The 12600-nt window shown below is 66.9% G+C and carries 12 protein-coding genes; 9 read left to right on the top strand and 3 right to left on the bottom strand.

All coding sequences use genetic code 11. From position 1 onward, the window contains the following. Positions 1-18: 18 nt before the first annotated feature. The gene (locus tag DVU99_RS05775; RefSeq protein ID WP_157971361.1) at positions 19-765 is read right to left on the bottom strand and encodes a SapC family protein; all 747 of its coding nucleotides are present in this window, start codon (positions 763-765) and stop codon (positions 19-21) included. 732 nt (positions 766-1497) lie between these two features. Between DVU99_RS05775 and DVU99_RS05770 the strand changes: the two genes are divergently transcribed. The 4 genes from DVU99_RS05770 (at position 1498) to DVU99_RS05755 (ending at position 6003) form a co-directional block, all read left to right on the top strand. Next, entirely contained in the window at positions 1498-2259 is a 762-nt protein-coding gene (locus tag DVU99_RS05770) for an SDR family NAD(P)-dependent oxidoreductase (RefSeq protein ID WP_114239253.1), read from the top strand. A 110-nt stretch (positions 2260-2369) separates the two neighbouring features. Continuing rightward, positions 2370-2933 carry an elongation factor P-like protein YeiP gene (gene yeiP / locus DVU99_RS05765; RefSeq protein WP_114239252.1) on the top strand — a complete coding sequence of 188 codons (564 nt, stop codon included), beginning with the start codon at positions 2370-2372 and terminating at the stop codon, positions 2931-2933. Positions 2934-3048: 115 nt separating this feature from the next. Beyond that, complete coding sequence (locus tag DVU99_RS05760; protein ID WP_114239251.1) at positions 3049-3831, top strand: N-acetylmuramoyl-L-alanine amidase; 783 nt, start codon at positions 3049-3051, stop codon at positions 3829-3831. An 87-nt stretch (positions 3832-3918) separates the two neighbouring features. Next, positions 3919-6003: an FUSC family protein gene (locus DVU99_RS05755; RefSeq protein ID WP_114239250.1), complete on the top strand. Its 2085-nt coding sequence runs from the start codon at positions 3919-3921 to the stop codon at positions 6001-6003. A 34-nt stretch (positions 6004-6037) separates the two neighbouring features. On the opposite strand, the gene DVU99_RS05750 is transcribed toward DVU99_RS05755, so the two are convergent. Beyond that, on the bottom strand, positions 6038-6412 hold the full coding sequence (locus tag DVU99_RS05750; RefSeq protein WP_114239249.1) for a YciI family protein: 375 nt from the start codon (positions 6410-6412) through the stop codon (positions 6038-6040). A 262-nt stretch (positions 6413-6674) separates the two neighbouring features. Between DVU99_RS05750 and DVU99_RS05745 the strand changes: the two genes are divergently transcribed. The 4 genes from DVU99_RS05745 (at position 6675) to DVU99_RS05730 (ending at position 10197) form a co-directional block, all read left to right on the top strand. Next, positions 6675-7709, top strand: coding sequence for an amidohydrolase family protein (locus DVU99_RS05745; RefSeq protein ID WP_114239248.1), 1035 nt, complete (start codon positions 6675-6677; stop codon positions 7707-7709). Further along, a complete protein-coding gene (locus tag DVU99_RS05740) occupies positions 7706-8212 on the top strand; it encodes a hypothetical protein (protein WP_114239247.1) in 507 nt (168 codons plus the stop codon). The genes DVU99_RS05745 and DVU99_RS05740 overlap by 4 nt, the downstream gene beginning before the upstream one ends. Positions 8213-8267: 55 nt before the next feature. Continuing rightward, complete coding sequence (gene kynU / locus DVU99_RS05735) at positions 8268-9548, top strand: kynureninase (RefSeq protein WP_114239246.1); 1281 nt, start codon at positions 8268-8270, stop codon at positions 9546-9548. 157 nt (positions 9549-9705) lie between these two features. Then, a complete protein-coding gene (locus DVU99_RS05730; RefSeq protein WP_232823469.1) occupies positions 9706-10197 on the top strand; it encodes a nuclear transport factor 2 family protein in 492 nt (163 codons plus the stop codon). A 95-nt stretch (positions 10198-10292) separates the two neighbouring features. On the opposite strand, the gene DVU99_RS05725 is transcribed toward DVU99_RS05730, so the two are convergent. Continuing rightward, the gene (locus DVU99_RS05725) at positions 10293-11552 is read right to left on the bottom strand and encodes an MFS transporter (protein WP_157971360.1); all 1260 of its coding nucleotides are present in this window, start codon (positions 11550-11552) and stop codon (positions 10293-10295) included. 119 nt (positions 11553-11671) lie between these two features. Here DVU99_RS05725 and DVU99_RS05720 point away from each other — a divergent pair, with 119 nt between their 5' ends. Then, positions 11672-12577: a LysR family transcriptional regulator gene (locus DVU99_RS05720; protein ID WP_114239472.1), complete on the top strand. Its 906-nt coding sequence runs from the start codon at positions 11672-11674 to the stop codon at positions 12575-12577. Positions 12578-12600 lie beyond the last annotated feature (23 nt).

The following is a 12600-nucleotide window of genomic DNA, read 5'->3' as shown; positions in this document are numbered from 1 at the left end:
GCGTGTCCGCGCTCGCAATTAATGCAGCGGGGAAGACGCTTGCGTACGAGCGTCCAGGCGACCGGCCAGGCGCTTCACATTGCCCAGCGAAGCCACTTGCAGATACGCAAGGCCAAGTGCGCCGGTGCGTGAGAGTTTTTCCAGCGCGCGTGCACCGAGCTTGCCCAGCCGCGATTCGTCGACGATGCAAAAGCCGTTGAGCGATTGCTGCGCGGCGCCCTTGCGATCGAGATGGATCGCCTTATCGACCAGCAACTTGTGCTCGCGCAGTTGCTCCATGAACGCGCGCGTGCGTGCCACCGCTTGCTGGTAATCGGCGAGAAACTTCACCGCCTGTGCGAGCACCGGCGCATCCCCACCGTTTTCGTCGAACAGCGCCACGGCATCGGGATCATTGCTGATGAAGGATCCATCCACGCACACCGTGAAGTTGTCGGCCTGATCCTGACTGGCCACCACGAACGGATAGCGGCGCAAAAACGCGGGCACGTAGGTGCCGGCATCCCAATGGCCGTCGTTCTGCACGAAAAGGTTTTCGGCCTGCGTGAGGCCGAGCAGCGCCACCGGCATGGACGCGTTGCCCGGGCTGCCGGCGAACACGATCGGGAAGTCGCGCAGCGCGTCGCCAAATTCGGTGACGGTGAGCGGCACCGAATTGAGCTTGCTGGCGAACTGGTAGTCGGGCAGTGACGGCTTGATGCGCAGATGCCGATGCTGGTGGCGGTTCAGCGCGATCGGCCGGTCATAGATGAGCAGCTGCTTCATGCCCGTCCCCCGGTCCATGGGCATTCGGAACCATCCAGCACGATCATCGCCGGCCTGCGCCGCGCAGACGCGCCGCGCCCCTTCGGCCGGACACCGTTTCCCCTGATCTCCATCCCTGTTCCCCTGTAGTTGCCCGCGCGAGGCAGGCAGTGGCCGACAGTCCCGATTACAACGCGACGTCCCGCAACATCACCGGCCACGACGACCGGCTACTGCACGTTCCCCGATTCCCCCCGGTGCCCCCGCACCGATGGATGAACCGGCCCTGCCATTGCCTGGCGCAGCCGGAAGCTGCGCCGATCTGTGTTGCCATTGGCGGCACCCACCGCCCCTGCCTGAACTCATGCGCAAAACCGGGAAGCATCCGGTCTTGTCTTGCTGGACTGGCTTGCCGGCCATGCGGCGGCCGGTGAACGGATACGCACCACGGGGCCCGGCCATGACCAGACGCGGGCATAAAAGCTGTGGCGTTACTGCGGTTTGGTTCCGGGTCCCCTGTCGCCATCCGGTCGACGGATGCGTACGACGGACGAAATGCTAGGTAGCTCACACTCCGACTGGCGGCATTCTGTCATTGGCGACCGGCCTTGCCAACATAAAAATGCCCGCAAGATCATGCGATTAGATGCGGCGCGAGACGACGTCGCCGCCCCGTCGACCCCGCCTGCTGCGGGCGTCCGGCGCCCAACGGTACAATTGACGCTTTGCCCCCCCAGCGCCCGGAGATTTCTCATGCAGCTCAATCAGGTCAAGGCAATCATTACCGGCGGCGCCTCCGGTCTCGGCCACGCAGTGGCCCAGCACCTGGTCGCCCACGGCGGCAAGGTCGCCCTGTTCGACGTGAACGAGGAAAAGGGCCAGGAAGCGGCCAAGGCGTTGGGCGGCCACTTCTTCCGCACCGACGTGACCTCCGAGGAAGGCGTGATCGCCAACGTCGCCGCCGCTCGCGAAGCTCTGGGCGGGCTGAACGTGCTGGTGAACTGCGCCGGTATCCTGGGCGCCGGCCGCATGCTCGGCAAGGAAGGCCCGATGCCGCTCAACACCTTCGCCACGACGGTGATGGTGAACCTGGTCGGCAGCTTCAACGTGGCCAAGGCCGCGGCCAACCTGATGCAGGCCAACGAGGCCGGCGAAGACGGCGAGCGCGGCGTGATCATCAACACCGCCTCGGTGGCCGCCTTCGAAGGCCAGATCGGCCAGGCCGCCTACTCCGCCTCCAAGGGCGGCGTGGTCGGCATGACCCTGCCGATGGCGCGCGAGCTGTCGCGCTTCGGCATCCGCGTGGCGACCATCGCCCCGGGCATCTTCTGGACCCCGATGGTCGACGGCATGCCGCCGCAGGTGCAGGAGTCGCTGTCGGCATCGATCCCGTTCCCGTCGCGCCTGGGCAAGCCCGATGAATTTGCCAGCACGGTGGGCTTCATCCTCGGCAACCGCTACATCAACGGCGAGACCATCCGCCTGGATGGCGCGGTTCGCCTGCAGCCGAAGTGACGCCGGGAATAGGGAATCGAGAATAGGGAATAGCAAAAGCGAATCCCGTCCTGCTCCCTCATCCTGCTTTCACTATTCCCTATTCACTACTCTCTATTCCCTCCAAAAACATGAAAGCTTCCGACGTCAAGAAAGGCAACGTGGTCGAACACGAAGGCACCGTCTACCAGGTGCGCGACATCGAGCGCAGCGCGCCCACCGCGCGTGGCGGCAATGTCACCTTCCGCTTCACCATGTACTCCATCCCGGGTGGCCGCAAGTTCGACCTGAGCCTGCGCGCCGACGACGACCTCCGGGAAATGGACCTGGTGCGCCGCGAGGCGAACTTCTCCTACATGGACGGCGACGTCTACGTGTTCATGGACAAGGAGGACTACACCCAGTACCTGCTGTCGCCCGAACTGGTGGGTGACAACTCCGGTTACATCGTCGAAGAAGTCGAGGGCTACTACGTGCAGCTGATCGACGACGCCCCGGTGGGCCTGCAGGTGCCGACCAGCGTGACGCTCACCGTGGTCGACACCGCGCCGGAACTGAAGGGCGCCAGCGCCACCAAGCGCACCAAGCCGGCCAAGCTCAACACCGGCGTCGAAATCCAGGTGCCCGAGTACATCACCAATGAAGAAAAGGTGTGGGTGAACACCCTCACCGGCGAGTTCGCCGGCCGCGCCTGATCCGCGTGTACCGCAGCATCCCGCGGCGCCCTCCGGGGCGCCGTTTTTTTTCTTCGCTTGACCGCGGCGCGTTGCTGCGGCAGCTTCGCGCCATCGTCCCCGCGACCTGACCGCCATGCCCTTTCCCCGTTTACGGCGTGCGCTGCTGCCTCTGCCGCTGCTGGCCCTGCTGGCCCTGCTGGCCCTGCTGGCCCTGCTGGCCGGCTGCGCGCCGGCGCCGGTGCACAACCCGATCGCCCAATGGGTGCCCTCGCCCAACTTCGACCAGCGCCGGCCGGTGCTGATCGTGTTGCACTTCACCGACGACGATTCCGCCGCAGCCGCCCTGCATACGCTGCGCACCGCCAACAGTGGCGGCCCGGTGAGCTCGCACTACCTGATCGGCAACGACGGCCGCATCTACCAGCTGGTGGACGACAGCCAGCGCGCCTGGCATGCCGGCGTCGGGCGCTGGGGCACCATCACCGACGTCAACTCGGCCTCGATCGGCATCGAGCTGGACAACAACGGCGACTCGCCCTTCACCCAGGTGCAGATCGACAGCCTGCTGCGCCTGTTGGCCGACCTCACCGACCGCTGGCGCATCCCGCGCACGCAGGTCATCGGCCACGAGGACATGGCCCCGGGCCGCAAGGATGACCCCGGCCCGCACTTCCCATGGCAGCAATTGGCGCAGGCAGGTTTCGGGCTGTGGCCGCGCGGCCCGTTGCTCGATCCGCCGCCGGATTTCGATCCGTGGGCGGCGCTGGGGCTGATCGGTTACCCGTTGGACAACCGCACCGCGGCGGTGAAGTCGTTCCATCACCACTTCCGCGGCATGGATGGCGACACGCTGGACGGCCAGGACCTGCGCATCCTCTACACGCTGTCGCGCCAGCTGGGAGCCGTCGCCTACTGAATACCGCACCCGACACCGCCTTCGTCGCATCCGCTTCAGGCTGACTCAGGCAGAATGTCAGCCTCGTTTAGGAGCGAACGAAGCGTCATGGCATCGAGTGGTTATTCGCTGCGCGCCACGGTGATCGACAGCCTGCTGACCACCAAGCGGCCGGACGTGCCCGCCCGTGTGGTCATTCGCAATACCGCCGCGGTGATCCTGCCGCTGGCGATCGGCATCGCCAGCGGTCATCCGGGCATCGGGCTGGGCATCGGCGCCGGTGCGCTGGACACCATGTTCTCCGACCAGCCGGGCCCGTATCGCCAGCGCATGACACGCCTGCTGCTCGCTTCGCTGGCGGCAGGTCTCGCCTCGCTGATCGGCTTCCTGATCGGCGACCAACTCGTTCCCATGCTGATCGCCACCGCCGCCTTCGGCTTCTTCGGTGGCCTGCTGGTGGTGTTCGGCACCGACATGACCCGCGTGGGCATGACGAGCATGATCCTGCTGGTGGTGACCGCCGCCACGCCACGCCCACTGATGGATGCGCTGGGCGCGTCCGCGCTGATCTTCTCCGGCGGCCTGCTGCTGACCATTTTCTCGGTTGCCGCCTGGCCGCTGCAGCGATATCGCCCCGAGCGGCACGCGCTGGCCGAGGTCTACCGCGGGCTGTCCAGCCTGGCGCGGCAACAGGCGCACGACGACGCCGACGTGCCGGCGCTCACCGACGCCATGACCACGCTGCAGCACACCCTGCTGGGTCGCCACCACGCACGTGGCCGTGCGATGGAAGCCTTCGGCGTGCTGCTCGAACTGGCCGAACGCATCCGGCTTGAACTCACCGCGATGGCGGAATTGCGCGCTAACGCCACCATCCATGCCATGTTCCGCGGCGATGCCTCCCGTGTGCTGGCCGCCATCGCCGACGCACTGGAGGCCGGCGAGCAGCCGAGGCAGGCCGAACATGCGCTGCAGACCTTGCAGGCGAGCGAGAACGCGCTGCTCGGCAACGGCGGCAACGCCGACGGCCTCGCCACGCACATCCACGCGCTGTCCGGCCAGCTAGCCGCGGCGGTGCGCAACGCGAACTGGGCCGGCAGCCGGGGCGAACTGCGCGCGGCCGCCGCGGAAACCCCCTTGCCGGCCGCGCTGCGCAGCAACTCGGCACGCGCGACGCTGCGCGCCAACCTGACGCCGCATTCGGTGGCCTTCCGCCATGCCATCCGCAGCGCCGTTTCGCTGAGCGCGACGCTGTTCGTCGCACGCGAACTGGCCCTGCCCCATGGCTACTGGCTGCCGATGACCGCCGCCATCGTGCTGCGCCCGGACTTTGCCGCCACCTTCAACTTCGGGCTGCTGCGCGTGGTGGGCACGGTGCTCGGCCTGGTGCTCACCACGGCGCTGCTGCACTTCACCCCGCACGAGGCCTGGGCGCACCTGGCCCTGATGGCGGTACTGTGCATGGCCTTCCGCTATCTCGCCACCGCACACTACGGCATCGCCGTGGCGGCACTGACCGGTACCGTGGTGATCCTGCTTTCCTTCGAGGGGGTCAACTCCAGCGATGCCGTGCTCGACCGCGTGATCAACACCGCGCTCGGCAGTGGCATGGCCCTGCTCGCCTACGTGCTGTGGCCCACCTGGGAGCGCGGCCGCGCGCGCGCCGCGCTGGCCGACATGCTCGATGCCTACGCCGATTACCTGCAGGCGCTGGCCCGGCCCGAACGTCGCGACGGCCGACGCGAGGCCCGCACGGCGGCCCGCACGACGCGCAGCAATGCCCAGGCATCACTTGAACGCATGCGCGCCGAGCCGGCCACGCCCGACCACCTGCTGGAACTGGCCTCGGCGCTGTTCGCCAACGGCAACCGTCTCGCCCGCACCGCGATGACGCTGGAAGCGTTGATCGACGATCACGACAACCTGCCGGAAACCCGCGAGATGTGCACCTTCGTCGACCAGGCCGCGCGCGCGCTGCATGAAGTGGCCGCCGCCCTGCGCAACCAGCACCCGCCCGAACACCTGCCCGACCTGCGCAGCCTGCAACGCACCTATGCGGCCCTGCTCGGCATGTCCGAGGACAAGCCGGCCGCGGAACTGCTCACGCGCATCAGCGACCGCCTGGTCGACAACGTGAACACACTGGCCCACATCACCGGCCGCAGCCGCAGCAAGTTCACTGCCACCGCCTGAGCGATGGCCGGTGCCCTGGCGGCGAGTCGCGGTCTCAGGCCCCCACGCGCCGGCGCACGGCATCCATGTCGCGCACCGGCCGCACCTCGATCCGCCCGGTGCGCGACCACGGGAAGGCTTGCGCGATGCGCAGCGCCTCGTCCATGTCAGCCGCTTCGATCAGGTTGAAGCCGCCCAGGTATTCGCGCGCCTCGGCGAACGGCCCGTCGATCACGCTCAGTTTGCTGTCGCGCATGCGCAACGACTTGGCCTGGGCCGGCGCCTCCAACTGGAGCGAGTCGAGCAAGCGTCCCTCCTCGCGCAACTCGTCCGCGTGCGCGAAGCAGCCTCGCATCATCGCATCGAACTCGCCGGGAGGCAGTGCCTCGAGCAAGGCATCCTCGCAGTAGATCATCACCAGGAACTTCATGCGGCCTCCCATGGCAGACGTAACGGCGCCGCCCATGATGACGCCAAAGCGGCCAGCCAGGGGCATGCGGGGCTTCGCCGGTTCACGCGCCAGCCACGCCCGCCCAGCCCTACGCTGCAGCGCGACATGGCAGCCGGAGGCCGCCGGAAGCCACGTGGGCGCATCCCGCGCGAGCAGGCTTGATGCACTGCCTCATGTGCCGCGGAAACGTCCGCCAAGGCCCCCCGCGACGCTCGCCTGCACAGGACGTACACTCGGCGACATGCTCAAAATCGACACGCACGCCCACATCCTTCCGCGCGACTGGCCCAACCTGGCGGCCAAGTACGGCGATGAGCGCTTCCCCGTGATGATCCACAACGACGGACGGCATCGCATCTACAAGGACGGCAAGTTCTTCCGCGAGGTGTGGGAGTCGGCGTTCGATCCCCAGCAACGCATTGACGACTACGCGCGCTTCGGGGTCAGCGTGCAGGTGGTATCGACGGTCCCGGTACTGTTCTCCTACTGGGCGCCGGGCTACCAGGCGCTGGAACTGCACCGCCACCTCAACGACCAGACCGCCCAGCTCTGCGCGGACTATCCGCGTCACTATGCCGGCATCGGCACGGTGCCGCTGCAGTCGCCGGAACTGGCGATCCGCGAACTGGAGCGCTGCATCGACGAGCTGGGCCTGCAAGGCGTGCAGATCGGCTCGCACTGCAACGACTGGAACCTGGATGCGCCCGAGCTGTTCCCGTTCTTCGAAGCGGCAGCAGACCTCGGCGCCGCCGTGATGGTGCATCCCTGGGACATGATGGGCGCGGCCAGCATGCCCAAGTACTGGTTGCCCTGGCTGGTGGGCATGCCGGCCGAACAGTCCAGGGCGGGCTGCTGCCTGGTATTCGGCGGCGTGCTGGAACGCCTGCCCCGCCTGCGCGTGATGCTGGCCCATGGCGGCGGAAGCTTCCCCTGGAGCATTGGCCGGATCGAACACGGCTTCCGCATGCGTCCCGACCTGGTGGCCACCGACAATCCGCGTAATCCGCGCGAGTACCTGCAGCGGCTGTATTTCGACTCCTGCGTGCACGATCCCCAGGCTCTGCGCTATCTCCTGGATGTGACCGGGGTCGAGCGCGTCATGCTGGGTACCGATTATCCTTTCCCGCTGGGGGAGCAGGTTCCGGGCAGCGGCATCGAGGCATTGGGCCTTGGCGATGCCGACCGCGCACGGCTCTTCCACGGTACCGCCCTGGAATGGCTGGGGCTGCCGCTACAGCGAGTCGAACCCCTAGCCGTTTCCCAGGAGCAGGCATGAGCTTTTTCCGCAACACGGTTCTCGCCAGTGCACTCGTGCTGGCCGGCATGGCCCACGCCACGGACGTCAGCATGGCCGGGGGCAGCGTGAATTTCAGCACGCCCGATCAGTGGCTCGGCATCATGGAAACCCAAGGGGATCCGGAAGTGCGCGTGTTCCAGGTGCCCGATCCGTCCCCCACCGCCGGCACCAGCCTGGCGCGCGTCACCGTGACGGTGAAACAGGTGGCGAACTCCGCCGAGTTCCAGCAGTTCGTCAACACCGCCATGGGCAAGGCCAAGGCGCTGACCGGCTACCAGGCCGGCGCCAGCCAGACGCCCGATAACTTCGTCTATACCGCGCAGGAAAACGGCACGCAGGACAGCTACAGCGAACGGTACTGGCTCAAGGACAACCACGCCATCCAGCTGCGCTGCGTGCGCCCCTCGCAGAGCCAGGCCGGTACCCAGTGGAAGACGGCCTTCGACAAGGGCTGCGATGCCATTGCGGCGCGACTGAAGTAAGCCGTTCCATCACGGAGGCCCGGTTACCGTGCCTCCGCCTGCACGAGATCCCGTGATGTCCGCTCCCTATGAAGCCACCCTCGCCTGGGCCCAGGCCCAGGATGCCGCCGACCCGTTGCGCAACTTCCGCGACGAATTCCTGATTCCGCCGCATGAGGGGCGCGACAGCCACTACTTCTGTGGCAATTCGCTGGGCCTGCAGCCGCGCGCGGTGCGCCCGGCGCTGAGCGCGGAGCTGGATTACTGGGGTGAGCTGGGCGTGGAGGGTCATTTCAGGGGCCGCCTGCCCTGGATGGATTACCACGAGTTCGTGCGCGACGACCTCGCGACCGTGGTGGGCGCGATGCCGTCCGAAGTGGTGGCGATGAACACGCTGGGCGTGAACCTGCACCTGATGATGGTGAGCTTCTATCGCCCGACCGCGGAACGTCACGCCATCCTGATCGAGGCCGGTTCATTCCCGACCGACCGCTACGCGGTGGAGTCGCAGGTGCGCTTCCACGGCTTCGATCCGGCCACGGCGCTGATCGAACTGGAAAGCGACGAGCCCAACGGCACCATCTCGATGGCGGCGATCGAGCGCGCACTGGCCGAGCATGGCTCGCGCATCGCCCTGGTGATGCTGCCGGGTATCCAGTACCGCACCGGCCAGGCCTTCGACCTGGCGGGCATCGTGCGGCTGGCCAACCGGCATGGCTGCATGGTCGGCTTCGACCTGGCCCATGCCGTCGGCAACCTGCCGCTAAAGCTGCATGACAGCGGCGCGGACTTCGCCATCTGGTGCAGCTACAAGTACCTCAACAGTGGCCCGGGCGCGGTTGGTGGCGCCTTCGTGCATGACCGCCATGCGCGCACCACCCTGCCCCGCTTCGCCGGCTGGTGGGGACACGACAAGACCACGCGCTTCCAGATGGGTCCGGAGTTCGTGCCTACTTATGGCGCGGACGGCTGGCAGCTGAGCAACCCGCCCATCCTTGCGCTCGCGCCATTGCGTGTGTCGCTGGAGATCTTCCGCCGTGCCGGCATGGAGCGCCTTCGCGAGAAGTCGCTGCGACTGACCGGTTACCTGGAATGGCTGGTGCAATCGCAGTTGGCCGATGTGCTGGAAGTGGTGACGCCTGCCGATCCGCAACGACGCGGCGCCCAGCTATCCATCCGCGTATTGGGTGGCCGTGAGCGCGGCCGTTCCCTGTTCGAATACCTGATGGAGCACGGCATCATCGGCGACTGGCGCGAACCGGATGTCATCCGCATCTCGCCGACGCCGCTGTACAACCGCTTCGCCGATGGCCTGGCCTTTGCCGAGGCCGTACGCGCCTGGGCTGGCCGGGCCTGAACCAAACGGACGTCCGGACGGCCGGATATTGTCCGCGGACAGCGGGCAACCGGTCTCCGCGACCATAATTCCCAAGCAGGATCATAGCTTTGCGCCGTTCCTCGTGCTGGCACGCCGATTGCGTGATGATCGGCACTACCCAAGCCAAGGACTGACCATGCGCAACGCACTGCACATCCGACTGACCTGCCTGCTGTCCGCCCTGTTCGCCGTCGGGATGGTCCGCGCCGAGACGCCCGCCCCCCTGCCGACCGGCGATGCCCTGGTGCAGACTATCAGCGCCCTCGACACCAAGGTGTTCGATGCCTACAACACCTGCGACCTGAAGACCTTCGGCGACTACTTCAGCGAGGACGTGGAGTTCTATCACGACAACGCCGGCCTGATGACTTCACGCGATGCCGTGGTGGACGCCACGCGCCGCAATATCTGCCACAAGGTGCGTCGCGAACTGGTGGGCAAGCTTGAAGTGTTCCCCATCAAGGATTACGGCGCGATGGAAGTCGGCACGCACCGTTTCTGCCAGATTGAAACCGGCAAGTGCGTGGGCGAAGGCCGGTTCCTCAACATCTGGCGCTACAAGGACGGCCAGTGGCAGATGACGCGCGTGGTGAGCTACGACCACCACAATATCGAGGCTGGCAAGTAAGCCATCGCGGGGCGGTGCCAGCTGCGCCACCCCGCGCGCATCGGGCAGTGCCAGCGCCGCCAAGGTAGCGCTGGCGGCCATGCAGTTGGACTGGATCAGGCGCTGCGGCCGAGCCCACGTCGGGCCCGGGCATCGCCCACAAAAGCCAGCGCGCACAAGGCAAGCCCGACCACGCACACCCCCGTCCACCCGGTGATGGCCCATGCGCTTCCCGCGGCCACCGCGCCTGCTCCACCGCCGATGAAGAACACTCCGACAAAAAGACCGTTCAAGCGGCTGCGTGCCGCCGGATCGAGCATGTTGATGGCGCGCCGCCCCAAGGTCTGGTCGCCGACGGCTCCCGCATCCAGGACGATGGCGGCCATCACCAACAACCCCAGGGCCAGACGAGGTTGCCGCGCGATGTCCAGGCCGAACCAGCCTGCCCCCGCGACGCCAGCGAGCACGAAACCGATGGTGGCGACCACGTGAGCGATGGGCATGCCCACTGCGCTGTAGCCCCGGTCACCCGCCCTGCCGGCCAGCGGCGCAACCACCGTGCCCGCCACGCCCGCGAGCGCAAACCAGGCAAGGCCACGGCTGTCCAGCAGAAACGGCGGCTGCGCCAGGCGCAACGCGATGCCCGTCCAGAAGGTGCTGAACGCCGCCATGACGATCGCGGCCGATACCGCATACCGGCGCAATACTGGCTCGGTTCGCCATAGCGACCATAACGAAGCGATCAACTCGCGATACGAGGCATGCCCCGGGGGGTGTCGCGCAGGGAGCGCATACCAAAGTGCGACAGCGAGCAACGCATCGAAGATGCCGAGCATGCCGTAGCACGCGCGCCATCCCCACGTGCCTGCGACCAGGCTGGCGAACGGGCGTGACAACAGGATGCCCAGCATCACGCCACTCATCACGTTGCCCACGGCACTGCCGCGGTGCTCCGGCCTGGCCATGGCCGCCGCCAACGGCACGAGGATCTGGATCGCGCAGGATGTCGCGCCAGCGATGCACACGGCGACCAGCAGCCACCACGCCTGCTGGGCCAGCGCTGCCATGCCCAACGCCAGCGCGCAGGCGACCAGCGTGATGGTGGTGAGGCGGCGGTTCTCGAACAGATCCGCCAAGGGCACCAGGAACAGCATGCCCACCGCATAACCGAGTTGCGGGAGCATCGCCACCAGCCCCGTCATCGACGAGGGCAGGCGCATCGCTCGCGCCACCGGGCCGGCCAGCGGCTGCGCCGCCGTGAGGTTGATGATGATCACCCCCACCGCGAAGGCGAACAGCAGCGTCAGCGGCATGGTGAGCTCCGCCTGCACTTCGCCAGTGGTCACTTCGATACGACGACGGGAGGGATAGTGCATGACCCGGGCCTTGCCTATGGACAGGCACCCGATGCTAAATACCTGCGCAACATAACTACAGTGAATATTAGTCATAATTTTCATGCGCTATTCGCATGAAGAGGCAGACCATCAGTGACATGAATACACGAGACGTCAGGGCCTTCATCGCGGTAGTGGACACGGGCTCCATCGTGCAAGCCGCGACGCTGCTTCACCTCACCCAACCGGGTGTCACGCGCCGCGTGCAAAGCCTTGAGACGCTGCTGGGCGTGGCGCTGCTCGACCGCCAGTCCAAACCGCTGCGACCCACCGCGGCAGGACGCGAGATCTACCAGAAAGGCCGTGACCTGCTCCACGCGGAAGCTGACCTGCTGGCCCTCGCCCGCGCGGACACCGAGCCGACCGGGGAGCTGCGCCTGGGCATGCCGCCCTACCTCGCCGAACGAGCGCTGGCCGCGCCGATCGACCAGCTGCGCTCGCGCTATCCAGGACTGACCCTGCGCATCCATGCCGCCTGGTCACTCGGGCTGGTGGAACAGGTCGAGCAGGGGCTGCTCGACGCCGCGGCCGTGCTGCTCTCGGAGAACTCGCCGCCGCCACAAGGCATGACCACCCGTGCCTTCGACCGCCAGCCGATACGCATCGTGGCCGCCCCGTCGCTGGGATTGCGCGGCCGCGTGACGCTCAAGGACCTTTCCGCGTTTCCATGGGTACTCAGCCAGAACGGATGTGGCATGCGATCCACCTTGCGACGGGCCATGGAGGAGCGTGGCCTGCCCTGCAACGTCGGCATCGAGGCGTTCGGCTCGGACCTGCAGCTGTCACTGGTTGCGCGCGGCGCTGGCGTGGGCATGGTCACGCCCGACATGCTGGCCACCAGCCCGTATCGCAAGCAGGTCAAGGTGCTTGCCCTCACCGACTTCCACCTGGAGATGATCGCCTGGCTGGTCCATCGGGCCTTGCCACCACGGCTGGAGGCGCCGGTGGCATTGTTGCTGGAGCAACTCAATGCATTGACCGCACAACGGCCACGCGTGCGATGACGGCCTCGCTCGACACGCTGCCA

Origin of the sequence: Dyella sp. C9, assembly GCF_003332825.1 — a bacterium.
Classification (GTDB): Bacteria; Pseudomonadota; Gammaproteobacteria; order Xanthomonadales; family Rhodanobacteraceae; genus Dyella.
Note: the sequence above shows the minus strand (reverse complement) of the source record. Positions and strands in the feature narration are given on the sequence as shown.